This is a genomic window from Proteiniphilum sp. UBA5384 (assembly GCF_002410825.1).
GTDB lineage: Bacteria > Bacteroidota > Bacteroidia > Bacteroidales > Dysgonomonadaceae > Proteiniphilum.
This window is the reverse complement of sequence record NZ_DHOS01000032.1, coordinates 47,721-72,807: the sequence shown is the minus strand read 5'-3', so window position 1 is coordinate 72,807 and position 25,087 is coordinate 47,721. Positions and strand designations below refer to the sequence as shown.

Annotated in this window: 17 protein-coding genes; 16 read left to right on the top strand and 1 reads right to left on the bottom strand. The window is 44.6% G+C overall.

Annotation, left to right across the window (positions count from 1 at the left end):
- The first annotated feature begins 46 nt into the window (after nucleotides 1–46).
- The 9 genes from lpdA to B4G81_RS06580 all read left to right on the top strand — a co-directional run bounded on the left by lpdA (nucleotide 47) and on the right by B4G81_RS06580 (nucleotide 11,768).
- A complete protein-coding gene (gene lpdA / locus B4G81_RS06620; RefSeq protein WP_294081198.1) occupies nucleotides 47–1,399 on the top strand; it encodes a dihydrolipoyl dehydrogenase in 1,353 nt (450 codons plus the stop codon).
- A 42-nt stretch (nucleotides 1,400–1,441) separates the two neighbouring features.
- Nucleotides 1,442–3,901, top strand: a complete 2,460-nt coding sequence (locus B4G81_RS06615; RefSeq protein ID WP_294081197.1) for an alpha-ketoacid dehydrogenase subunit alpha/beta — start codon at nucleotides 1,442–1,444, stop codon at nucleotides 3,899–3,901.
- 8 nt (nucleotides 3,902–3,909) lie between these two features.
- Nucleotides 3,910–5,061: a PHP domain-containing protein gene (locus B4G81_RS06610; protein ID WP_294081196.1), complete on the top strand. Its 1,152-nt coding sequence runs from the start codon at nucleotides 3,910–3,912 to the stop codon at nucleotides 5,059–5,061.
- Between the two features lie 11 nt (nucleotides 5,062–5,072).
- Nucleotides 5,073–7,043, top strand: coding sequence for an SDR family NAD(P)-dependent oxidoreductase (locus tag B4G81_RS06605; RefSeq protein ID WP_294081195.1), 1,971 nt, complete (start codon nucleotides 5,073–5,075; stop codon nucleotides 7,041–7,043).
- A gap of 50 nt (nucleotides 7,044–7,093) precedes the next feature.
- Complete coding sequence (locus B4G81_RS06600) at nucleotides 7,094–7,417, top strand: four helix bundle protein (RefSeq protein ID WP_349678741.1); 324 nt, start codon at nucleotides 7,094–7,096, stop codon at nucleotides 7,415–7,417.
- 77 nt (nucleotides 7,418–7,494) lie between these two features.
- A complete protein-coding gene (locus B4G81_RS06595; RefSeq protein WP_294081194.1) occupies nucleotides 7,495–8,763 on the top strand; it encodes a zinc-binding dehydrogenase in 1,269 nt (422 codons plus the stop codon).
- A gap of 77 nt (nucleotides 8,764–8,840) precedes the next feature.
- A complete protein-coding gene (gene tal, locus B4G81_RS06590) occupies nucleotides 8,841–9,797 on the top strand; it encodes a transaldolase (RefSeq protein ID WP_294081193.1) in 957 nt (318 codons plus the stop codon).
- 178 nt (nucleotides 9,798–9,975) lie between these two features.
- The gene (locus tag B4G81_RS06585) at nucleotides 9,976–11,040 is read left to right on the top strand and encodes a substrate-binding domain-containing protein (RefSeq protein WP_294081192.1); all 1,065 of its coding nucleotides are present in this window, start codon (nucleotides 9,976–9,978) and stop codon (nucleotides 11,038–11,040) included.
- On the top strand, nucleotides 11,037–11,768 hold the full coding sequence (locus tag B4G81_RS06580; RefSeq protein ID WP_294081191.1) for a lipoate--protein ligase family protein: 732 nt from the start codon (nucleotides 11,037–11,039) through the stop codon (nucleotides 11,766–11,768). The genes B4G81_RS06585 and B4G81_RS06580 overlap by 4 nt, the downstream gene beginning before the upstream one ends.
- A gap of 78 nt (nucleotides 11,769–11,846) precedes the next feature.
- Here B4G81_RS06580 and B4G81_RS06575 read toward each other — a convergent pair whose 3' ends face one another.
- The gene (locus B4G81_RS06575) at nucleotides 11,847–13,220 is read right to left on the bottom strand and encodes an MATE family efflux transporter (RefSeq protein ID WP_294081262.1); all 1,374 of its coding nucleotides are present in this window, start codon (nucleotides 13,218–13,220) and stop codon (nucleotides 11,847–11,849) included.
- 285 nt (nucleotides 13,221–13,505) lie between these two features.
- On the opposite strand from B4G81_RS06575, the gene B4G81_RS06570 reads away from it, so the two are divergent.
- The 7 genes from B4G81_RS06570 (at nucleotide 13,506) to B4G81_RS06540 (ending at nucleotide 24,948) form a co-directional block, all read left to right on the top strand.
- Entirely contained in the window at nucleotides 13,506–15,158 is a 1,653-nt protein-coding gene (locus B4G81_RS06570; protein ID WP_294081190.1) for a DUF6377 domain-containing protein, read from the top strand.
- A 250-nt stretch (nucleotides 15,159–15,408) separates the two neighbouring features.
- Entirely contained in the window at nucleotides 15,409–15,936 is a 528-nt protein-coding gene (locus tag B4G81_RS06565; RefSeq protein WP_294081189.1) for a DUF5004 domain-containing protein, read from the top strand.
- Between the two features lie 96 nt (nucleotides 15,937–16,032).
- A complete protein-coding gene (locus tag B4G81_RS06560) occupies nucleotides 16,033–17,127 on the top strand; it encodes a hypothetical protein (RefSeq protein WP_294081188.1) in 1,095 nt (364 codons plus the stop codon).
- 11 nt (nucleotides 17,128–17,138) lie between these two features.
- Nucleotides 17,139–20,069 carry a SusC/RagA family TonB-linked outer membrane protein gene (locus B4G81_RS06555; protein WP_294081187.1) on the top strand — a complete coding sequence of 977 codons (2,931 nt, stop codon included), beginning with the start codon at nucleotides 17,139–17,141 and terminating at the stop codon, nucleotides 20,067–20,069.
- A 20-nt stretch (nucleotides 20,070–20,089) separates the two neighbouring features.
- The gene (locus B4G81_RS06550) at nucleotides 20,090–21,604 is read left to right on the top strand and encodes a RagB/SusD family nutrient uptake outer membrane protein (RefSeq protein ID WP_294081186.1); all 1,515 of its coding nucleotides are present in this window, start codon (nucleotides 20,090–20,092) and stop codon (nucleotides 21,602–21,604) included.
- Between the two features lie 12 nt (nucleotides 21,605–21,616).
- Nucleotides 21,617–22,873, top strand: a complete 1,257-nt coding sequence (locus B4G81_RS06545) for a glycoside hydrolase family 71/99-like protein (RefSeq protein WP_294081185.1) — start codon at nucleotides 21,617–21,619, stop codon at nucleotides 22,871–22,873.
- Between the two features lie 71 nt (nucleotides 22,874–22,944).
- A complete protein-coding gene (locus tag B4G81_RS06540; protein WP_294081184.1) occupies nucleotides 22,945–24,948 on the top strand; it encodes a glycoside hydrolase family 97 protein in 2,004 nt (667 codons plus the stop codon).
- The last annotated feature ends 139 nt before the right edge of the window (nucleotides 24,949–25,087 follow it).

The following is a 25,087-nucleotide window of genomic DNA, read 5'->3' as shown; positions in this document are numbered from 1 at the left end:
AAGTCTTGGCTCTTGATTTCTGGTTCTTGGCACTAAAGAAAATATTATGTATGATTTACTGATTATCGGTGGAGGTCCCGCCGGGTATGTGGCGGCAGAGAGAGCCGGACATAAAGGGTTGAAAGTGGCGTTATTCGAGAAAAAAGCGATGGGGGGCGTATGCCTGAATGAAGGATGTATTCCCACCAAGACCTTGCTTTACAGTGCAAAAACCTATGAAAACGCTTTGCATGGAGACTTGTATGGCGTTTTTGGGGATAATATCCGTTTTGATTATGCAAAAATGATTTCCCGCAAGAAGAAAATTGTCCGGAAGCTTGTACTCGGTGTGGAAGGTAAGATGAAATCCAATAAAGTGACGGTGATAAAAGGTGAAGCGCTTATCAACGGTCGCTCATCGGAAGGAATTGAAATAATCGGAGACGGTGAAAAATATATTGGAAAGAATCTCCTTATCTGTACCGGATCGGAAGCATCCGTACCACCCATACCGGGCCTTCAGGAAGCGGGTGAGATTATAGTGACCAATCGCGAGATATTGGAATTGACCGAACGGCCGGAATCGCTTGTGGTTATTGGCGGAGGTGTGATCGGAATGGAGTTTGCCAGTTTCTATAATAGCTTGGGGTCTAAAGTGACTGTGATAGAGATGCTTCCTGAGATACTCGGTGGTCTCGACTTCGAAATATCTGCCATGCTTCGGGGAATCTATGCAAAGAAGGGTATTACTTTCCACCTGAATGCGAAAGTAACACAGGTAGATGGTCATAAGGTCATTTTTGAGAAAGACGGGAAAACCGATACGATAGAAGGTGAAAAGATATTGCTAAGTGTCGGTCGACGCCCCGTTACACAAGGCTTCGGATTGGAAAACCTGGGGGTCGAACTGGTAAGGGGTGGCATCAAAGTGGACGAGAAGATGCGTACCAACATTCCCGGTGTGTATGCCGCGGGTGATGTGACCGGCTTTTCATTGCTGGCCCATACGGCAAGCCGCGAAGGTGAGGTAGTGGTGAATAATCTTGCAGGCAGGGCAGATATCATGCGTTATAATGCCATTCCGGGGGTGGTTTATACTAATCCCGAAGTGGCGGGAGTGGGGGAGACTGAAGAGTCGGCCAAAGCCAAAAAGATAGCGTATAAAGTACTTAAATTGCCCATGGCCTATGCCGGACGTTTTGTCGCTGAAAATGAGGGCGGAAGCGGACTCTGTAAAGTGCTGGTCGGTGAAAAGCATGGCGAGGTGATCGGTGTGCATATGCTGGGTAATCCTGTCAGTGAAATTATTTATGGAGCCTGTATCGCGATTGAGCAGGAAATGACGCTGAAAGAGATGCAGGAAGTGGTCTTTCCACACCCCACCGTGAGTGAAATTATCAGGGAAACCGTTTTCTTATGATGTGATGATAATTAAATCAATAAACCAACAAATCGAAATAAAATGCCCAAAATACAACTTATAGATCCGGCTGAAACACGCAAACCTGGATTTGTGGAGTTTCAACCGATACCTGTAAACCAGTACCGGAAAACAGTGCAGGACGAGAAAGAGAATTTTACCGCAGAGGAGTTCAAGGCGATCTATCATGATATGGTATTGATCCGTGAATTTGAAACCATGTTGAATCTGGTCAAAGTACAGGGTGAATACAATGGCACACCCTATAATCATCCCGGTCCGGCGCACTTATCCATCGGACAGGAATCGTCAGCGGTGGGTATGGCCTGGACATTGACGGTGGATGATTTTATTTTCGGGAGCCACCGTTCGCATGGAGAGATCCTGGCCAAGGGGATGTCGGCCATTCATAAACTGGATGACCGGAAGCTAACGGATATCATGGAGAATTTCTTTGATGGAGCGGTCTATAAGATTGTGAAAAAAGATTTTGAAGGATCGGTCAAGGAACTGGCGAAGAGATTCCTTGTGTATGGCACACTGGCAGAGATCTTTGCCCGTAAGACCGGGTTCAACAAGGGTTTGGGAGGGTCGATGCATGCCTTCTTCACTCCGTTCGGCGTGTATCCTAACAATGCTATTGTAGGCGGATCGGGCGATATAGCCGTCGGTGCTGCCTTGTACAAGAAAGTGAACCGGAAACCGGGGCTTGTGGTGGCCAATATCGGTGATGCCTCTCTGGCGTGCGGTCCTGTATGGGAGGGAATTACCTTCGCTGCGATGGATCAGTTTAAGCAACTCTGGGAGGGTGATATGAAGGGAGGCCTTCCGGTTATCATCAATATAGTGAATAACCAGTATGGCATGGGAGGCCAGACCTGTGGCGAGACCATGGGGTATGGTATCGCTGCACGGGTTGGGGCCGGAGTGAATCCGGAACAGATGCATGCCGAACGGGTGGATGGATATAACCCATTGGCCGTGATCGATGCTTATAAGCGTAAACGTAAAATCATAGAGGAAAAGAGAGGTCCTGTATTATTGGACGTGCTGACGTACCGTTACAGCGGTCACTCACCCTCCGACGCGTCGTCGTACCGTTCCAAGGAAGAAGTGGAAGCTTGGGAATCGCAGGATTGTATCCGCAGTTATGGCTTGCAGTTGCTTGAAGCGGGTGTCGCTACGCAGGCCGACCTCGACTTGATCTCAGACAATATACGCATGCTGGTCAACGAGATGTTCCTCAAAGCGATTGATGACGAGGTTTCTCCCAAGATGGAAAACCCGGATTTGATCGGTGATATGATGTTTTCCAACGGTTCAGTGGATAGTTTTTCCGATGAGGAGCCGGAAGTACTGATCCCGATGGAAGAAAATCCACGGGTGAAGAAAATCGCCAACAAGGAACGATTTGCTTTCGACGCCGAAGGCAAGCCTTTCAGCAAGATGAAACAATTTCATTTGCGGGACGGTATTTTTGAAGCGATCATCGATCGTTTCTATAAGGATGCTTCTTTGGTTGCTTACGGTGAAGAAAATCGCGACTGGGGCGGGGCGTTTGCCGTCTATGGGGGACTGACCGAATCGTTGCCTTATCATCGATTGTTTAATTCTCCTATTTCGGAAGCCTCCATCGTGGGAACTGCCATAGGATATGCCATGTGCGGCGGGCGGGTGATCCCCGAAATCATGTATTGCGACTTTATCGGACGTGCCGGGGATGAGATTTTTAATCAGTTACCCAAATGGCAGGCGATGAGCGGTAATGTGCTGAAAATGCCGGTGGTGGTCCGTGTGTCGGTAGGATCGAAATATGGTGCGCAGCACTCCCAGGACTGGACGTCGCTCGTAACTCATATTCCCGGCCTGAAAGTATGCTTCCCGGTGACACCTTATGATGCCAAGGGGTTGATGAATGCAGCCCTGCAGGGTACTGATCCGGTGATTTTCTTCGAAAGCCAGCGTATCTACGATATAGGCGAGCAATTCCATCAGGGAGGTGTTCCTACCGGATATTATGAGATCCCTATCGGTGAACCGGACGTGAAGAAGGAGGGTGACGATATTACTTTCCTGACTATCGGCCATACTCTTTATCCTGCTTTAAAAGCGGCGAAAGAACTGGAAGATAAATACGGCATGAGCGCGGAGGTGATCGATGCCCGCTCATTGGTGCCATTCAATTATGAAAAGGTATTGGAGTCGGTGAAGAAGACCGGAAAGATCATTGTGGCGGGCGATGCCACTGCGCGCGGCTCTTTCCTTAACGACCTTGCTGCCAATATCGGCCAGCTCGCGTTCGACTATCTCGATGCCCCTGTCTGTGTGTTGGGTTCACGCAACTGGATCACTCCGGCACACGAACTGGAAGAGTCGTTCTTCCCTCAGCCCAGCTGGTTTCTGGATATGGTCAACGAACAGATCCAACCGCTTAGGGATTATAGTCCGGTACAGAACTTTACTGGCGGGGAGTTGATAAGGAGAGCGAGAAAAGGAGTTTAAATGATGTGATGATGGTGAAAGTAAACGCGCATATGCATACGCCGTACTCGTTCAGTGCGTTTCCCAATGTGGACGATGCACTGGACAGGGCGGTGGCCGAAGAGGTGAAAGTAGTGGGGATCAATGATTTTTATACTACCGAGGGATATCAGGAGTGGGCAGATGGATGTGCCAAGAGGAAACTCTATCCACTCTTTGGGATAGAATTCATCAGTCTTAATGAGGAAGACCGGAAAGCCGGATTGCGGGTGAATGATCCCGCCAATCCGGGACGTACCTATCTCAGCGGTAAAGGATTGTCGTATCCTTTTCGGCTGGAGGAACCCTATGCAACCATCTTGTCCGATGTTCGGAATGAGGCCAATCGACAGGTGGAGGCGATGTGCGGTAAACTGAACGAATTGCTTGTACGGAAAGGGTGTAATTTTACGCTTGATTTACGTCAGATAACCGATGAATTGACCAGAGGACAAATTCGTGAACGCCATCTGGCAAAGGCGTTGCGCATAAATGTATATGAGGCTTGTGACAATGACGAATTTCGAATAAAGGAGTTGTTGGAGTCGCTTTTCGACGGAAAGTCGCTGAAGTCGCCATGGGATAATCTTGCCGGTGTGGAGAATGAAATCCGTGCCAATCTGTTGAAAACAGGTGGCGCCGCATTTGTGCCGGAAGAATCTTCTGCCTTCCTTCCAATGAAAACTGTGCAGGAAATCATCATTGCCGGCGGAGGGATCCCTACCTATCCCTTTTTAGCGGATGATGCCAACGGGAATTATACTGATTTTGAAAATGACCTGGAGCGGGTGACGATACAACTCTCTGAAAGAGACTTTCATTCGGTGGAGTTTATCACCACCCGTAATGATGTCCGGCTTTTGGAAAAATACGCTGCCTATCTCTATGACCGGGGTTTTGTGGTGACTTTCGGCAGTGAGCACAACACGCCCGCCATGGAGCCCATCGAGTTGTTTGCCCGGGGAGGTGTTCCCTTGACCGGGAAGCTTCTGGAGATTAATTACAAGGGAGCTTGTGTTATTGCCGCACATCAACATTTAATGAAGCTGGGGCTGAGCGGATATATAGACCATACCGGTCATGCCGACCGGTCTAAACGGCATGAATTAGAAACGTTGGGGGATCAACTCATTTCAAATTGAAAAAGATAAAGATGGAAGACAGTTTGGGAATACGCGATTTGATTGCTGTATCGCGGTTTTACGGACAACACAGCCGTTATGTGATAGCCGGTGGAGGTAATACATCTTACAAGAACAGGGAAAAGCTTTGGGTGAAAGCAAGTGGGGCGGCATTGTCCACAATTACTGAAGAGGGCTTTGCCGTGCTTGACAGAAACAAGCTCGACAGCATGTCGGAGAAAGCATATAGCTCTGATCCGGCGGAGCGGGAAGAGCAGGTGAAGAACGACTTGGCCGATGCAACCCTCACCAAAGGGAGACGGCCTTCGGTGGAAACATCGATGCACAATGTGATCAATTACCCTTTTGTAGTGCATCTGCACCCGACGGCAGTGAACGGATTGATGTGCGCACAAAATGTGGAATCCGAACTGAAACGGCTTTTCGGAGAAAAAGCATTGTATGTGGAATATACCGATCCCGGTTATGTGTTGTTCAAAAAGGTATATGAACGAATTAAAGAGTACCGGATTGAATATAATGAGGACCCTCAGGTAATCTGGTTACAGAACCATGGTATTTTTGTCGCCGCGCCCACCATCGCAGAGATACAAAAGATTTATTCCGATATATTTCAGACACTGGAACAGACTGTCTCTACACCGTTACCTGCCGGAGAAAGAGATACCTGCCGTTGTACCGGAGAAATTCTCCCTGCGTTGAGGATGATGCTGTCAGCGAACGGCTTGAAAACCTTGAAGGTGAGGAAAAATGAACTGATCAAATATTACTACGACAGCCCCGAGAAACAGATAGATATTGCTAAGCCGTTTACGCCGGATGCCATTGTCTATTGTAAGTCGAAAACTATTTTCCTGAACGGTGAAACACCCGGAGCGGTATTGGAAGAAGCTCAGAAAGTGATTCCTGCCTTTATAGAGAAATTGGGTTATCAACCTAAGGTGATATTGATAAAAGGAATCGGACTGGTGGCCATAGGCGATAATGCCGGGCAATGCGACATCATCTTGGATGTGTTCGAAGACGCGATGAAAGTCGCCTATCTCGCCCATTCATTCGGCGGGCCACACCCGATGACGCAGGAGCAGATCGATTTCATAGACAATTGGGAGGTGGAAAACTATCGCCGTAGTGTGGCAGCCGGGATATCCCGGGGGCGTGCGGAAAATAAAACCATCGTGATTACCGGCGCCGCCCAGGGTTTCGGAGAGGGGATCGGGCGATGCCTGTTACAGGAAGGAGCCAATATCGTGATTGCCGACCTGAATGAGGAGGCAGGTAGTGCCACAGCCGAAGAATTCAACCGTATAGCGAAAAGTAACCGGGCTTTTTTCGTAAAGACCAATGTGGCTGAAATAGCCAGTTTGGAGAATCTTGTCCACGAAACCATTTGTCAATTCGGGGCAATCGATTGTTTTATCAGCAACGCAGGAGTGCTTCGTGCCGGTGGTTTGGAGGATATGACACAAGAAAATTTTGATTTTGTTACCAAAATAAATTACAATGCCTATTTCTATTGCACGAAAATGGTCAGTAAGGTGATGAAATTGCAGACAAAATATGCTCCAGCAGATTATTATACTGATATTATCCAGATTAACTCCAAGTCCGGGCTGCAAGGCAGCAAAGCCAATTTTGCGTATGCCGGTGGAAAGTTCGGAGGCGTCGGGCTTACCCAGTCCTTCGCGCTGGAACTGGCGCCATACCGTATCAAGGTCAATGCTGTTTGTCCGGGAAACTTTTATGAAGGACCTCTCTGGAGTGATCCTGAAAACGGCCTCTTTGTGCAATACCTGAAAGCGGGTAAGGTGCCCGGAGCAAAAACTATAGAGGATGTGAAAGCGTTCTATTTATCTAAAGTCCCAATGAGAAAAGGATGTACACCCGAAGATGTGACCAAAGGTGTGCTGTATCTGATGGAGCAATGCGGCGAGACGGGGCAGGCCTTGCCGATTACCGGAGGGCAGGTGATGCTTTCGTAGACAAAAGATATAAGACCGGTTGAGATGCATAATTTTAAAAAAAATTAGACATTTGGAATAGATCCGTAGAATTTGTTGCAGATATATATCGGTTTGTAAATACGTTTTCCCAGATTGAACGTTTCGGATTGGTTGCTCAAATGCAGAGAGCGGCAGTGTCCATACCAACTAATATCGCCGAAGGTTCAGCGAAATCAAGTAATAAAGACTTTGCTCGATTTCTTGAAATATCACTGGGATCCGCTTATGAATTGGAGACAGAATTATTGATATCTTTTAAATTATCCTATATTGAAACTGGAACATACGAACAATTTCAACAAAAACTATCAGAATTGCAGCGTATGATAAATGGTTTTAAAGACACTTTGTAGTATAAATTAGTCATGGACTATCCATCGTCTTGAATCTTGAATCTTAGTTCTTGGTTCTTGACTCTAAAAAAGAAATAATGAAAACGAGGGCAGTAAGATTGTACGGTAAAAAGGATTTACGTCTGGAGGAATTTGATTTGCCTCCTGTCAGGGAGGATGAAATTCTTGCCAAGGTGGTGACCGATTCGTTGTGTATGTCGTCCTATAAGGCGTCTTCACAGGGGTCTGACCATAAGCGTGTTCCCAATGATATAGCAGAGAACCCTATTATCGTCGGACATGAGTTCGCCGGTGAACTGCTGGAAGTGGGTTCCAAATGGGCGCATAAATTCAAGATCGGGGATAAGTTCTCCATTCAGCCGGCGCTCTATTACGAAAATGGTCCCGTGGGCATCCTGAGCGCACCCGGTTACAGTTACCCCTATATCGGCGGAGATTCCACCTATGTGATTATTCCCAATGAAGTAATGGAACAGGATTGCCTGTTGAAGTTTACCGGAGAGGGATACTATCCTGCGTCGCTGGCTGAACCGCTCTCCTGTGTGATCGGTGCCATGCATGCCAACTACCATACTACTCCCGGCAGCTATGAGCACAAGATGGAGATTGTGGATGGAGGAAAGATGGCCATTCTCGCGGGTGTCGGTCCCATGGGACTTGCAGCGATCAATTACGTGCTCCATCGTGAGGATAGAAAACCGTCACTTCTGGTGGTGACCGATATGGACCAGGTGCGGTTGGACAGGGCTGCCTCTATCTATACCGTTGATTTTGCTGCTTCGCGGGGAATTGATCTCCGTTATGTCAATACGGGAGTTATGGCTGATCCTGTAAGAGGATTAAAAGCTCTGAGCGGTGGTACGGGGTATGATGATGTATTTGTCTTCGCACCGGTAAGACCGGTGGTTGAGCAGGGAGATGCTATCCTTGCATTCGATGGGTGCCTGAATTTCTTTGCCGGACCCCATGATCCCAATTTTAGCGCCGCATTCAATTTTTATAATGTACATTATGCTTACACGCATATTGTCGGTACCAGTGGTGGCAATAATGATGATATGGTGGAGGCACTCGATATAATGAGTAAAGGTCTTGATCCTGCCGGACTGATTACCCATATCGGTGGGCTGAATGCGGTGGCTGATGCGACGAATAACCTGCCCGATATCCCCGGAGGAAAGAAACTTATTTATACCCATATCGATATGCTGCTCACTCCAATATCCGACTTTGAAAAGTTGGGTAAAACCAACGAACTTTTCAGGGAACTGGCTGTTATTTGTAACCGTCATAACGGATTGTGGAGCGTGGAAGCGGAGGCTTATTTACTGGCTAACAGCAAATAATGATGTGATAATTTATTGATCTGATGATTCCGATGAATCGGGACAGGTAGTAATAGTTAATTAAATATCAATGACCTATGAATTTATTAGAACAATTGAAGCAATATACCAATGTAGTAGCTGATACAGGTGATTTTGCTTCTATTGAAGCTTACAAACCGGTCGATGCTACTACGAATCCTTCTTTGATTTATGCTGCATCACAAGACCCGAAGTATGCTTCTTTAGTAGATGATGCAGTTGCATATGGTAAGAAACAGATGACAGGAAAATCCGGTCAATTGGCAAAGGCAATGGATAAGTTGGCCGTTAATTTCGGATTGAAGATTTTAGAGATTGTGCCCGGACGGGTTTCTACCGAAGTGGATGCACGATTATCTTTCGATACGGAAGCATCAGTAGTCAAAGCCCGGGAGTTAATTGCTCTTTATGAGGCAGCCGGAAGTTCGAGAGAGCGAATATTAATAAAACTGGCATCTACTTGGGAAGGAATAAAGGCGGCCGAGATACTCGAGGAAGAGAAAATTCATTGTAATCTGACACTTCTCTTCTCAGTAGCCCAGGCGGTGGCATGTGCCGAAGCGGGGGTTCGTCTGATCTCTCCTTTTGTAGGCAGGATTCTGGATTGGTATAAAAAAGAATGGGGCATTCAGGAAATTCCTGCGCAGGAAGATCCGGGAGTACTTTCTGTAAAGAAAATCTTTAATTATTACAAGAAATTTGGCTATAAAACTCAGGTAATGGGTGCCAGTTTTCGTAATGTTGGGGAGATAATGGAACTTGCCGGATGTGAATTATTGACGATTGCTCCTAAGTTTCTCGAAGAACTGAAAAGTACTGAAGGAATTCTGGAACAGAAATTAAGTGAAGAATCGGCCATACGATCGGAAAGTGAAAAAATTACTGTCGATGAAAAAACATTCCGATGGATGATGAATGACGATGCTATGGCAACAGAAAAACTGGCTGAAGGAATTAGAGCCTTTACAAAAGACCTGGAAAAATTAGAAGAACAAATTATGAAAATATTGTAATATATCTTCTTCGGCATACCAAAACAATTACATTACCGGATATTTCCCTTTTATCCGAACCGTTCCTCTGTTTTTATAAAAATTGAAAATTAATTCGTTACTTTGTAAAACAATTATCCCTGCCTTGTTTATTTGCTAACAGGGAGGGGTGTTTTATATATTTATAAATCCACCTTATATGCAGCGAAAAGTTCGTATTAAGGATATTGCGGAAATGGCCGGCGTTTCGGCCGGTACGGTTGATCGGATACTCCATAACAGGGGGAATGTCTCTGAAGCGGCACGTATAGCCGTCGAAGGGGTATTGGAAAAAGTAAATTATAAGCCTAATATCCATATTTCCGGGTTATCTTTAAAGAGGAAATATAAAATAATTATTACCACTCCCCATGTGATGGAAGGGGAATACTGGGAAAGTATCCATGCCGGTATCCGGCATGCATTGGAAGAATTTGAGAACATCAAGATCCAATGTTTGGTATATACTTATAACCAATATGATATTTATTCCTGCCGGGATGTATATGACCAGGTTGCACAGTTAAATGCGGATGCAATTATTATTGGGGCTACTTTCAAGGAAGAAACTTTGGGTTTGACAAATCAATTGGAGAAGAAGGAAATTCCGTATGTTTTTGTAGATTCACCTTTGGACCATACGATGCCACTTGCATTCTTTACTTCTGATCATTATATTTGCGGTTATCTGGTGGCCAAACTGATTACTTCTATCATTCCGTCAGGCAGAGATATCGGAATGTTACAGGCGGTGAGGATAGGAGACCAGAGTGCCAATACGAGCATATTGAGGAAGCAGGGTTTTAACGATTATCTGAAAGACAAGAATATCGCCAACAATATACACAAAATACCATTCACTGTCATGGATCCGGAGAATGTTGATCAGCAGCTGGCGGCATTCTTTCAGAGCCAACAGAATATAGGAGGTGTAGTCGTACTCAATTCGAGGGGCGGAGTCATTTCTGATTATTTTGCCAGAAATAAGATCAATGGTATCAGATTAGTTTGCATGGATTTAACCGCATCCAACATAAGAGGATTGAAAGACGGATATATAGATTTTCTGATTGGTCAGGAGCCTGAACATCAGGGATTCATGGCAATGAAAACGTTGATCGAGTATCTTGTATACCGCAAGCCGGTAAAGACGGATAATTATACGCAACTCGATATCTTGACAAAGGAAACTGTTGATTACTATAATCAGTTTAATTTTATATGAATAAAATTATCCTGTCGGAGTCTACTTTACCTTCATTTAACCTGGCTGCTGAAGAATATCTGTTTTCAAGGCAGGGTGAAGATTTTCTATTGTTGTATGTCAATGAATCGAGTGTCATCATCGGTTCCAATCAGGCGGTATTGAATGAAGTGGATCCGGATTTTTGTATAGAGCATGATATACGGATTGTGCGTCGTTTGTCAGGTGGAGGGGCAGTATATCACGATACGGGGAATCTGAATTTCAGTTTTATTCATGGTAAGACTGGGGAGCCGTTGAGTGCCCGTTTTCTTGATCCGGTAGTGGAAGCACTTCGGGCGTTGGATATATCTGTAGAAGTAAGAAAGAGGAAAGATCTCTGGCTGGATGAACACAAGATATCGGGTACCGCATCACATCTTTCCAAAGGGAGGGAACTACATCATGGTACATTACTTTATGATACCGATCTCACACTTTTACTAAAGGCGTTGAACCCGGAGAAAAGGAATTTGGTAAGTAAAGCGACTGCCTCGGTGACCAGCCCGGTGAAAAATATCCGGTCATATTTAAGGGAAAATCAGAAGAGTGATCCTGAACCGGCGCACTTTTTTCGTCAATTTGCCCGACAAATGGGATTATTGTTCGGGAGGGAGTATATCTATACTTTTGAGGATGATGAGATCGCAAAGATCGAAGAATTGCGGAGAGATAAATATGCGCAGAGAAGCTGGAATTACAGAATGTAGGTGGTTCTTGGGGAAACCTTACAAAAAATGTTTTATTCTTTCTTATTAAACATCACCTAATTCTTTGAATATAATGGGTTACCGGTGGGATAACCTCCTCTGCAGGATCAGGTACCAGGTGAATGAAACAATCCCTTTGAAGATAGAGGTGATGGAGATGGCCCACCATACGCCGGAGACGCCCATGCGGGTGCCCAGTATCATGGCTATAGGTATCCGGAGTGTGTTGAACACAATGCTGATGATGGCGGGCGGGGTAGTCCTGCCCAAACCGTTGAACATGCCTTGGGTAGTAATCTCCAACATCATGAAGATTTGCGAAACCCCAATGATCAATAAGTATTCACCGCCGGCTTCATAAGCTGCCTGCTCAGGCACAAAAAGTGAGAAGATTCCTTTCCCGTACAATACAAAGGCCAGGGTTACAATGATTCCCAATGCTCCCATCATCGTCAGCGTATAGCGGAAAGCCCTGTTGGCACGACTCATCTTGCGCGCGGCAAAATTCTGCGCAACAAAACTGCCTAATGCTGTGGAAAATCCGTTAGAGGTATTCCATGTGATTCCTTCTATTTGCCCGCCGGTAGTCTGGCTCATCAAGCCCAGGTGCCCACCATAGATTGAAGCGGTCCGTGCCAGATTCATATTGATAAAGGCAAAATAGGCATTCATGGCGGCAACCGGTAATCCTAACTTCAGGATATTCAACGTATATTTTCTTCGGGGACGGATCAGGAACCGGAATTTTCCGAATAACCCATCCCTTCTTTTCAAATGCCGTATGAATAGGAAAAGTACGACCCCTTCTGAAAGAATAGTCGCAAGCGCTGCTCCCTTTACACCCATAGCCGGGAAAGGACCTATCCCGAAAATCAGGAGGGGATCCAGTATGATATTGGAAACAAGTCCGATGGCATTGAAATAAAAGGGGATGTCGCTTCGTCCGGAACCTATGTAAATGCCGGAAAAATTGAGAATTAAAAATATGATAGGAATCCCCAGGGAAATGATTTGCATGTATCCCGTTGCTTCTATGGCAATCTCCTCATCCAGTTTATAAAATGAGATATAAGGATCAGGGAAAAGGAGGAAGAACAGCCCGAAAGTAACTCCCAATATTATGGCGATAGTGGTTGTATGAGAAGCATATAGCGAAGCCTGATCCAATCGCCGGGCACCAATAGATTGGCCTATAGAAATTTCGGCAGATACCTTGGAAATAAGTGCCACCGAGTTCATCATCCACATAAGCATCCCCACGGCACCTATCGCTGCCACCGATTCACTTCCCAGCCGGCCAATCCAGATAATATCCACAAGGTTGTAAGCCATCTGGATAAAGCTGATTGCCATCAACGGAAGTGCCAATGAGAGCAATTGGTGGAAAATACTTCCGTTGGTAAGATCGCGTACTGCTGTAGATGTGGGTATAGAAGGGGATTCCACTAATATCTTTTTATTAAAAAAGGAAGTAACCTATTGATGTTACTCCCTTAGATTCTGTTTTCGGGTTCAAAAGTAGTTATCATTTTTTATTTGTGCAAATGTTTTTTCTTATTGCTGCGTGCCGCTTATGGGATGATCCCGGTTTCGGTTGTTTTGCCTTGTAATCGTACGCTTTTTCAAACATAAGCTGTATATTTGTAGAATATAAGATGCGCCTCAGGCAACTCAAGCATGCTTGGCTTGCCTTTCGGCTTTCATTATATTTGTAAATATAGGGTGAAAATAATTTTCATGAAGGTTTTTGTGTCTGTTTTGTATATCCTTTTATTCCTGGCCTTAACCGGTTTGTCTGCGGAAAATAATGCAACCCTGGATTCTTTATTGGTTGAGGTGGATAACGCCATAAAGAATCAGGATTCCTATATCGATCAAAAGGGAAATTATATACAAAAGATCAAATGTCAATTGAATAACTCCCTACAGACTGCCGAAAGTCGCTATGTTATATATACCCAGATCGTGAATGAATACGAAGCATTTCAGTCGGATTCCTTGAGAAAATATTCTATAGAGAGATTAACAGCCGCCGAATTGGCAAATAATGATTCCTGGTTGATAGACAGTAAAATAAATTTGGCTTTGGTGGAAGCGCAAAGAGGGTTCTTTCAGGAAGCGGTCGATATACTGGATGATTTAGACAGGAGCCTGTTTACCGGCCAACAAATAATCAATTATTATAAGGCACTTTACAGTACATATGTGTATTGGGTAGAGTACCTTGAGGATTTCGATACTTTGGCATTGCTGGAGAAAAAACAGGCAAGCCGGGATTCACTGATCGAGTTGCTTCCTCCCGACTCTTACGATTATGCTGTGTACTTCGGAGTGAAGTGTATGGAACAAGGGGAGTTTGATAAAGCTGAAGCCGTCTTCAAACCGATATATGCACAGTTCGCGTCCAATAACCGGGATTATGCCGTGCTTACTTCCCTTATGGCAAATCTCTATGAACGAAAAGGAGATGTGGAGACACAAAAGGAGTTTCTGGCCCTTTCTGCATTGGCCGATATCCGTGGAGCAATCCTTGAAAATACCTCTTTACGAACACTGGCCTTATTGCTGTTCAATGAAAATGAAATACAACGGGCAGACAGGTATATAAAGAAGAGTATGGAGGATGCGAATTTTTATAATGCCCGGCTCCGGAATTTCCAGACAGCTAAAATACTTCCGATTATCGATAGGGCGTATCAACAAGATCGGGTAAGACAGCAGAAAAAACTTACCGGTCTTCTGGTGACCATCAGCGTACTCTCTTGCATCTTGTTGGTGACGGTATTTTTCCTTATACGCCAAATGCGAAAACTGGCAAAAGCACAAAAAGAGATTATGGAGATCAACTCCCGACTGAATGTGTTGAATACCGAACTGAAAAAAGCCAATGAACAGCAGTCGCTCACGAACAAATCATTGGCAGAGGCAAACCATCTGAAAGAAAGGTTTATCAGTAGCTTTCTTGAAATATGCACGGAATATATTGAAAAACTGGAAAAATTTAAACAATCCGTTCATGTAAAACTAAAGGTGGGGCAAACCAATGATATATTGAGAATGACGAGCTCCACGGCCGATTCCTCCAAGGAATTAAAAGAACTGTACGAGAATTTTGATAAGGCATTTCTGAATATATATCCCGACTTCGTGGAAGAGTTTAATAAACTGTTGCGTCCCGAAGAACAATATACCCACACTCAAAATAATACCTTAAACCAGGAATTACGCATCTTTGCCTTTATCCGTCTCGGCATTAACGACAGCAATAAGATGGCTGTCTTTCTTCACTATTCCCTACGCACGATCTATAATTATCGCAGCAAAGTAAAGTCAAAAGCATTGGATCAAAAAGAGGACTTTGAAGAAAAAGTAAGGCAACTTTGCAGCTAAAAATCACCTTCTATATAAATGCTTTATTTACTTAGCATCTGGCAAGATGTTTAGGAAGTATTTTATTTTCAATTATTTAAAAATATTGAATATTGAAAAAGTTACATAGATGTTACCTTCGGTTGGAAAAAAACGGGCCGGCGGATATCTTTGTATCAATTCAATATTTAATACAGGCACTTATGCACACACTAATATAGATATTTTCAACGTACAATTAAATTATTTTATGTCCAAATTTTATTTAATCATGAGAAAAAACAATGGGTTCATTGTGCTTTTTCTGATCATCGGATGTCTTTTGTTCACGGCATGCGAGCATACCGATGATGGGAAATATGTAGAACCAATTACCATTAGTGAAAGGATAAATGGAACATGGAGCCTTGTCGATATCAAGCAAATTGATGAGACAGCTAAAACACTGGGCCTTTCATCCACGGAAATCAGCCTGTACGGGCAGTTCTCGTTCGACAGCTTCCAAATGACGCTGAATACTGATGAGGAAAACAAACCGACTACTTACAAAGTAGAAAGTTCTTCTCCTGAGCTATTCCCATTCGAAGGATATTGGGATCTTAGCTATTTCTATCCTCAACCCAGCGGAACAGCGTCGGTCGTGAATCTCTACTCGGATGCTGCCAAGTCTGCCCTGATAGGGCAATTGACCCTCGTTACCATTCCTGGAACCAACCCCACCATGGCATTAAAGCTGACCCGCAGCAGCGGAGGGGTTCCCTTTGTTTCTTATAATTACGAACTTACAAAAATTAATTAAGCTTCAGTATGAAACGAGCATCTAAATCATTAAACCCAAGAACATGATTAAAGCGAGTTCTATACGATACATTTGAAAATAAATAGTTTTAATCATATGAAAAAGACGATATATATACTTCTGTTTTTCGTGTCATTAGCTACCGCCTTAAAATCTCAATCGCTGCCCGACCCCGATAAGATATGGATAAGCCCGGCTGTATATGCTATGGATGAAGAGGTTACTTGGTATTTCGATATGTCATCGGCCAATATTCCTGACGATTTCCCGCTTGCATTATGGATATGGGGACCCGGATCCCCCGCATGGCAAGAGCAAGGAGAGGCAACCCCTCTTGTTTTTTGTGGTGATAAAATATGGAGTTTAACCATGACGCCAACCGTTTTCTTTAATAAGACAGCGGATGAATTATTCAATAATGGCGACGGAAACTACTGGTTTCTGCTCCGTTCAGAGGATGGCAGTAGTTTATCAGGCACACTTTCCATTCCTAAAATCGATCATGTCACTGCTTTCGAAAAGACCGGTAAAGTATTTGACTATAAACCGGTTGATTTTCAAGTAGGAAATTCATTGTCCATATTGTTCAATGCCAACGCTGTTGATGGATTTATGCCCATTTCTCATTCATTGCATTTGCATAGCGGCTTAAACGACTGGACGGATGTGCAATCTTTCGATGCTTGGGATGCGGACGCAAGAGCAAAAACGGAGTTTAAGGATTTGGGCAACGGTATTTATAAAAAAGACCTCGTACCCGAAACCTACTACGGAGTTGGCAACGAGTATAAGATGGAAAACCTGGTTTTCATTGTGGTGAAATGGGATGGTATAGCTGACTGGGGAGGTAATACGGACACCTATAAGATTTTAGCGGAAGAGGTAGAGGTTATTCCACCGGTATTTAGCATATTTCCACAAAAAATAAGTGAAAATGATATCCTGATCATTACTCGTGACAACAATGACCGCAATCAACAATTGTCCTATACCATTACCGGCGGCAGTAAAACGATAACGGGAACACTCACGGGCGACAACCCAATAAGACGTCAGCGGGCATTTATATCTGTCAGTGATGAATTTAAAGGAATGAATATTTCAAAAATAAGTTTATTGATCAACGATCAGCACAATTCTGAGATATACAAAGGCGATATTCCATTGGTGAAAGTTGATAATCTTAAATAATTAATATCGGTATGAATTTAAAAAATATATATACGAAATATCTACTCTTACTATTTGTTGTGTGTATGGGCGGCCTGCTGTCAGTTTCAGCCCAGGATAAAATAACGGTAAATGGGAATGTGGTGGACGAAAGCGACCTTCCGTTGATTGGCGTGACTGTTACCACTGAATCGGATGCTACAATAGGAACGGTTTCGGACCTGGATGGGAACTTTACACTGACGGTTTCGCCCGGTGAAGTGCTTGTTTTCAGTTATGTTGGTTTCAATTCGTTAAAAGAACCCGCGAAGGCTTCGATGAAAATTCGGATGAAAGAGAATAATGTGATGCTGGATGCGGTTACTGTCGTGGGGATTGGATATGGCTTGATGCGAAAGACCGATCTCACCGGTGCAATTTCCTCTGTGAGCGCCAAGGACCTGAAAAAAGGTGTTGTTACCTCCACCGAGCAGCTGCTGCAAGGGAAAGTGGCAGGGCTGTCGGTTACCCAAAACTCCGGCGATCCTGCAGCCGGTGCAGCTATGCGTCTGCGCGGTGGAACCTCATTATCGGCAAGCAATGCACCTTTGGTTGTGGTAGATGGTATTCCCGGGGTTGATATCAACACCGTTCAACCGTCTAACATCATTTCAATTGATGTGCTGAAAGATGCCTCGGCAGCGGCTATCTATGGTTCACGGGGAGCCAATGGGGTCATCATTGTGACTACCAATAGAGCTACCGACACCGAGCAAAAAAGCATAGAGTACAACGGCTATCTGGCAGTGGGAACGGCAGCTTCTAAAATTGACTTGCTATCAGCAAACCAATGGAGGGCCTATGTAAGAGACAACAATATAACTTCGGCAATTGATTATGGAGGCAATACCGACTGGATTGACGAGTTGCAGAAAACGGCCATAACCCATTCGCACAACCTGTCAATGAATAGCAGTAAAGCCAACAGTGGCTATCGAGCTTCATTGACTTATCAGGAAAATGGCGGAATAGTGAAGAATACCTATATGGATAGATTGGCTGGAAGCCTTTCAGCCTATCAATATGGGTTGAATAATAGGCTGAAATTAGACATGGGGGTGAGTGCTACCTACGATAAATACCGTCAGGCCGATACCGGCTTTTACGGTATCTACAACTATGCCATCAACCAAAATCCGACGATGCCGGTGAAGGACGAAGCCGGAAACTACAACCAGGTAAGCGGTACCAATACCGCCAATCCGGTGGAGTATAACGAAAATTATTATTCCCAGCAAACACGTCACCGCTTATTGGGGTACGGCAAAATGGAACTGGAAGTAATAACTGATTTAAAAGCTTCGGTAAGTGGTTCTTATGAATATAATTCGTGGCAGGAGGGTTATTATGAACCATCGTATGCTTTCAGACAAAATGATGGTGGGTATGGCAGGCGCCAACAGTACGACAATAAAAGTTTTCAATTGGAAGCTTTTCTAAATTATGACAAATCGTTTGATGAAAATAAGCATACAATAAATGCGATGGGAGGATACTCCTACTTGCAATATACAGGCGAAGGTTTCGGCGCGCAACGTCGAGGTTTCGACACCGATGCGTTTATATACAATAATCTGGGGGCAGGCTCCGATTACCGGATAAGCGATGTGTGGTCGTCAAAGACAGCGGCCAACCTGGTCTCTTTCTTCGGGCGTGTGAATTATAACTTTATGAGCCGTTACATGCTTACGGCGACTCTCCGTGCCGATGGCTCTTCTCGTTTCGGGGACAATAACAAATGGGGATATTTTCCATCGGTTTCAGCCGCCTGGCGTCTGTCCGACGAGCCATTTATAGCACCGCATATCCCGTCGTGGCTGAATAACCTCAAACTACGCTTGGGCTATGGTGTGACCGGAAATCAGGATGGAATAGGCCAATATAGGTCATTGGCCATCTTGGGACCAAGCGGAGGGGCTTATTATGATCCCGCCACCGAAACATGGAAAAACTCGTATGCGCCCACACAAAACCCGAATCCGGATTTAAAATGGGAGTCAACAGCCCAATATAACCTGGGAATTGATTTTAGTCTCTTCAACAGAGTGAATGGAACCATTGAGTTGTATCATAAGAAAACAAGTGATTTGCTTTGGACTTATCCGGTACCGCAACCCCCTTACCTGTATGGGCAGATGATGGCGAATGTGGGTGATTTATCCAATAAGGGGATTGAGCTTTCGGTCAATGCCAATGTGATGAGCCTGAAAGATTTTTCATGGGATGCCAACTTATCATTCTCCTACAACAAACAGAAGATTGAAAGCCTTTCGAATGAAGACTTCCAGGATACAGGTACTCCGGCGGGTTCTTTACAGGGTTTGTCAGGCGTATCGAATCTGAACACCCAGATGGTGAAGGCCGGCTATCCTACCGGAGCATTCTTCGGTCCTCGTTGTCTTGGTTACGATGAAGATGGAAACTTCGTACTGGCCAATGATGGAGAATATGAATATCTTGGTAGTGCTCAACCTAAATTCAACCTTGGTTTAGGGATGAACTTCACTTATAGACATTTTGACTTTGGTTTTTCCGCCTACGGGATGTACGGTCAAAAGGTGCTGAATGCCACTGATATGAGCCTTTTTGTTTCCAATCGTCTGCCGGCACTCAATGTTCCGGACGACTATCTGTCGAGCGGTCTTAAAACTGCCAACGTGGTATATTCCGATTATTGGGTAGAAAATGGCTCTTTCTTTCGTTTGCAATCGGCAACATTGGGTTATACCTTACCCGTAGGGAAGAATATTGGATTTGAAAAAATACGTTTCTACATGACCGGAGAGAATCTATTTGTGCTCACAGGCTATACGGGGCTTGACCCGGAAGTAAATACAGACGGACTCTCCAATCCGGGAATAGATATGTTGAACTTTTATCCCCGTCCCCGCACATTCTCATTCGGGGTGAATCTTATTTTTTAATGATAAAAAGTTGTATCGAAATGAAGATAAATTTAAAATCTGTCATGATGGCTTCTGCCATAACTGTGACAATGGCCGCCTGTACCAATTTAGATGAAAAGCTATACGATCAGGTGTCGATGAACGATTATGGAAAAACAGACTCGGAAATAGCCACCATCGTAGGAGGTGCCTATGCTTCGCTGCGAGGATATTCAACTCCCGAAGGGCTTAATTGTTATGTGGCTTCTGAATTTGTATTTTTCCTTGACGAATGTGCCTCTGACGAAGCTTGTATTCCGACCCGGGGGAGCGACTGGTACGATAATGGAGTGTATCAAGAAGTACAAAGACACGATTTCAAACCCGGAAACAAGCTGTTTGAATCTTATTGGAAATACTGTTACAATGGCATAACCCGTGTGAATGGGATCATCTATCAAGTAGACAAATCAACCTTGGACGACGAGTCGAAAGAGAATGTGAAAGCTGAATTAAGAGGTCTGAGAGCTTATTATTATTACTTGTTGTTGAACAATTTTGGCGCTGTGCCCATTACCACCGATTTCGAGGAGGAAGGTTTGCCCGAAAAATCAACGACTGCCGAAGTGTATGAGTTTGTGGAGAGCGAACTTCTTGAGATAATGGATAGGCTTCCGGCGGCAGTTATTTACGGACGCTTTACCCAAAATGTAGCCAATGGAGTGTTGGCCAGACTTTATCTAAACTCCGAAGTATATATTGATACGCCGCGTTGGCAAGACTGTATAGATGCCTGCAATAAAATAAATGGATATGTTCTTGAGAATGATTACTATACCAACTTCAAGCAGAAAAATGAAGTGTCGAGGGAAATCATGTTTGCCGCCACATTTGATCAGGCAATGAATACCGTAGGAAACTTTTTGGCTCGAATGACTTATCATGGCTATCAGAAGTTTGCTGTAGATCCGGCCGGAATATGGCAGTGGTCGGCAAATGGTATTTGTGCCCAGCCGGGATTATATTCTTCTTTCGATGAAAAGGATATTCGCCGGAAGTCATTACTGATCGGAGAGCAGATTAATCTTTCAACAGGCTCGGTAATCATTACCGATAGGGGAGAGCAACTGATCTATACCGAGGAGGTGAACAGCATCAGCGATGCCGGCAACGTGGAGGGAGCCCGGCTGCATAAATACGAGATACTTGCTACCGATAAATGGGAAGCCGATAATGATTGGGTGTTAATGCGTTACGGTGAAATACTGATGATGATGGCCGAAGCCAATTTCCGGTTGGGCAATACAGCTGCCGCGCTGCCGCTAATCAATCAGATACGGAATCGTGCAGGTTTAGATGATTTAACAACATTGACTATCGAAGACATAGATAACGAATGGAAACACGAATTTGTATTCGAAGGCTTGCGTCGGACAGTAAATATCCGTTTTGGAACATTCTATCAGCCGTGGTGGGAAAAAGGAGAGACCGAGGCATACAAGAAGGTTTACCCTATTCCTACAAATGTATTGGCTTTGAATCCTAAGCTGGAGCAAAATCCTGATTATCAATAAATAATAATTTGAATGAAACACCGCGGAAAAATGATGAAAAAAGTAATATATTTCTTATTAGTACCAATTACCATTATTATGGCTGTTGCCTGCGGCAACGACAAACCGGGTCTGATAACTGCTGACGAGGGAGTCATTGTCCTTGATCCGGTTCAGGTAACGAAAACCAATTCTACCAAATTGTATGTACACTACATGCCTTGGTTTGAAACCAAGGAAGTGAGCGGTGCATGGGGAATGCACTGGACGATGGCAAATAAAAATCCGGATAATATAGATGCTGCCGGCAAACGGGAAATTGCCTCGCACTTCTATCCCCTGATTGGTCCGTACGACTCAAGCGACAAGGTAGTCCTGGACTATCATTTGCTGCTGATGAAGTATGCCGGCATCGAGGGAGTGCTGGTGGATTGGTATGGCTCACGGGGCGGAGATACCGGAGTAACTGTGGCCACCGAAGCCCTGTTGGATGCAGTAGAGCGTGCCGGCATGGAAATAGCCATTGTGTATGAAGATAGGAACAATCTGGATGGTGCAAGCAGCGTGGAACAAATGGTAGCTTGGGGACAAGAAGACATGAGGTACCTTGAAAAAAACTTCTTCAGCAAGAAATGTTATGCCAAGGTTGACGGCAAACCGTTATTGATGTGCTTCGGCCCCATTGCTTTGAACATCGGAGACTATGCTGATAGCCCGGCCAGGTGGACGAAGATATTTTCGGTATTGAATACCAAGCCCTATTTCATGACGTTATTCGGTGCTGCCCCCAATGCCGGCGATGAGAATGTATCCAGCGAATTTACGTGGGTTGATGCCAATAACAGTTCTTTCTATAAAGGCTTGAAAGATAAATATGGCGAATATATGGCTTCGGCCTATCCCGGCTTCCTTGATTTTTACAAAGAAGGAGGGTGGGGTGACAGTTACTCTAACCTCGATTATCGTGATGGTGACGAACTGAGAGAGCAACTTCAAGCCACTACCACTGCCGAAGCTCCTTTTGTACAGCTTGTTACCTGGAACGATTTTGGTGAGGGAACACAGATTGAACCCACGGATGAAGACCAGTATAAGTATCTGGAAATCATCCAGAATTATTCCGGAGTAACCTACGATGTCAATGCATTGAAGCAGATATACAGGCATTACGATTTGCGGAAGGAGTACAAAACAGATATAGATGCACAAAGCAAACTGCTTCAAGCATACTATTACCTCATTTCGCTGAGAATAGACGATGCAAAACGAGAAATGGACGAAATAAAGTAAAATAGAAACAGGCTCTTAATTTTCGCACATAGGCGATTTATGAAACTTGTATAAACCAAGCGATAAGGATTATGAAGCAATTAGTGTTACTGGGATGGGTATGCGCGTTGTGCTGCTTTTACTCATGCGGCAAGATGGAACAAAACGCAAAATTAAATTCTCCCGACGGAACCATTTCGGTTCAAGCGGGTATAGAAGATGGACAGATTTATTATACTGTTTCCAAAAATAATAAGCCGATCATCGAAAAATCATTGTTAGGATTTATCCTGAAGGAGGGTGATTTCAATAAAGGCTTCAAAATAACAGATATAACCCACTCTTCGTTCAGCGAAACCTGGGACCGGCCGTGGGGGGAAGAGAAGTCCGTGGATAATACTTATAACCGGATGACGGTGAACGTAGCTGAAAACGAAGGGTTGAAGCGTAAGTTCTCGGTAGTTTTTCATGCTTTCGACGACGGGATAGGATTCCGTTATGAATTTCCCGAGCAGGAAAACCTCAAGGATTTTGTTATTATGGATGAACTGACCGAGTTCTCACTCGCGGGAAATCATACTGCCTGGTCGTTCCCGGCTTATACCACGGAATATTATGAAGGATTATATAAAAAATCCTTTGTCAGCGAGTTGGATACGGTGCCTACACCGCTGACAATGAAAACTGATGAAGGGTTGTATCTCTCTATTCATGAGGCCAACCTTACCGATTATGCTGCCATGAACCTGACTCCTGTTCAGCAGACTTCTAGGCTGAAGATCGACCTTACTCCCTGGTCGACAGGTGAGAAGGTGTTTATGAATACACCGGGTGTAACACCGTGGCGGACGCTTATAATCGCGGATAAACCGGGGGATCTGATACTCTCCCGACTGATGCTCAACCTCAACGAACCTTGCAAGATAGAAGATACGTCGTGGATAAAACCCGGCAGATATATAGGTGTCTGGTGGGGCATGCATATGGAGAAATATACATGGGCACCGGGACCTAAGCATGGTGCCACCACCGAAAATACGAAGAGGTATATCGATTTTGCCGCGGAGCACGGTTTCTCAGGCGTATTGGTAGAAGGATGGAACTATGGATGGGAAAACGATTGGACAAAAGAGGGCGACAAGTTCAGCTTCACCCGTCCCTATCCCGATTTTGATATAGAAGAAATCAGCCGGTATGCTGCCGGTAAAAATGTAAAACTGATCGGACATAACGAAACGGGCGGCGCCACCATCAATTATGAATCTCAGCTGGACAGCGCATTTGCATTTTACAACAGGCTCGGGATAGATGCGGTTAAAACCGGTTATGTTAGTCCTCTGCTCGACCATAAGGAAAGGCACAGTAGCCAGTATGGTGTAAGGCATTACCGGAAAGTGATAGAGACGGCGGCCAACTATCGGATCATGATAAATAACCATGAACCGGTTATGCCTACCGGCCTGCAGCGTACCTATCCTAACCTGATAACCCAGGAAGGGGTGAGGGGACAGGAGTATAACGCATGGTCGCCCGATGGTGGAAATCCTCCCGAACATACCACCATTCTCCCTTTTACACGGGGGCTGGCAGGACCGATGGATTATACGCCGGTAATCTTCAACTTCAATAATCCCGTATTTCCCGATACAAGACCTCAGACTACTCTGGCAAAACAACTGGCTGAATTTGTGGTGCTCTACAGCCCTTTGCAGATGGCAGCAGATATGATTGAGAATTACGAAAATAATCCGGCTTTTGAATTTATTACGTCTTGTCCTGTAAATTGGTCGAAGACAGTGGTACCCGATGCCGAAATAGGGGAATATGTGACCATAGCCCGCAAAGACCGGGAAAGTGAAAACTGGTATGTGGGAAGCATCACCAATGGCGACAGCCGTAAGTTGGCCTTATCGCTCGATTTTCTGGACAAAGGAGCCACTTATCAGGCCAAAATATTCAAAGACGGTAAAGGTGCCGACTGGAAAACCAATCCCTATGCATTGGATATAGAGGAAATGGCCGTAGATTCAGATAGCATGGTTGAACTGGATCTGGCAACAAGTGGTGGAGCGGTCATCATTCTGACGAGAAAATAATCGTTTTATTGGGAATTTTGCAATCCTTCCATTGGATATCAAGATAAGAAAAAAGAGGAGAATCTTCGGCTACGCCAAAAGATTGCTCCTCTTTTCTTTGGAGCGGAAGACGGGGCTCAAACCCGCGACCCTCAGCTTG

Excerpts from the sequence above, each read along its gene's own strand:
- lpdA (WP_294081198.1), top strand. The coding sequence starts at position 47 with ATGTATGATTTACTGATTATCGGTGGAGGTCCCGCCGGGTATGTGGCG.
- B4G81_RS06615 (WP_294081197.1), top strand. The coding sequence starts at position 1,442 with ATGCCCAAAATACAACTTATAGATCCGGCTGAAACACGCAAACCTGGA.
- B4G81_RS06610 (WP_294081196.1), top strand. The coding sequence starts at position 3,910 with ATGATGGTGAAAGTAAACGCGCATATGCATACGCCGTACTCGTTCAGT.
- B4G81_RS06605 (WP_294081195.1), top strand. The coding sequence starts at position 5,073 with ATGGAAGACAGTTTGGGAATACGCGATTTGATTGCTGTATCGCGGTTT.
- B4G81_RS06595 (WP_294081194.1), top strand. The coding sequence starts at position 7,495 with ATGAAAACGAGGGCAGTAAGATTGTACGGTAAAAAGGATTTACGTCTG.
- tal (WP_294081193.1), top strand. The coding sequence starts at position 8,841 with ATGAATTTATTAGAACAATTGAAGCAATATACCAATGTAGTAGCTGAT.
- B4G81_RS06585 (WP_294081192.1), top strand. The coding sequence starts at position 9,976 with ATGCAGCGAAAAGTTCGTATTAAGGATATTGCGGAAATGGCCGGCGTT.
- B4G81_RS06580 (WP_294081191.1), top strand. The coding sequence starts at position 11,037 with ATGAATAAAATTATCCTGTCGGAGTCTACTTTACCTTCATTTAACCTG.
- B4G81_RS06570 (WP_294081190.1), top strand. The coding sequence starts at position 13,506 with ATGAAGGTTTTTGTGTCTGTTTTGTATATCCTTTTATTCCTGGCCTTA.
- B4G81_RS06565 (WP_294081189.1), top strand. The coding sequence starts at position 15,409 with ATGAGAAAAAACAATGGGTTCATTGTGCTTTTTCTGATCATCGGATGT.
- B4G81_RS06560 (WP_294081188.1), top strand. The coding sequence starts at position 16,033 with ATGAAAAAGACGATATATATACTTCTGTTTTTCGTGTCATTAGCTACC.
- B4G81_RS06555 (WP_294081187.1), top strand. The coding sequence starts at position 17,139 with ATGAATTTAAAAAATATATATACGAAATATCTACTCTTACTATTTGTT.
- B4G81_RS06550 (WP_294081186.1), top strand. The coding sequence starts at position 20,090 with ATGAAGATAAATTTAAAATCTGTCATGATGGCTTCTGCCATAACTGTG.
- B4G81_RS06545 (WP_294081185.1), top strand. The coding sequence starts at position 21,617 with ATGAAACACCGCGGAAAAATGATGAAAAAAGTAATATATTTCTTATTA.
- B4G81_RS06540 (WP_294081184.1), top strand. The coding sequence starts at position 22,945 with ATGAAGCAATTAGTGTTACTGGGATGGGTATGCGCGTTGTGCTGCTTT.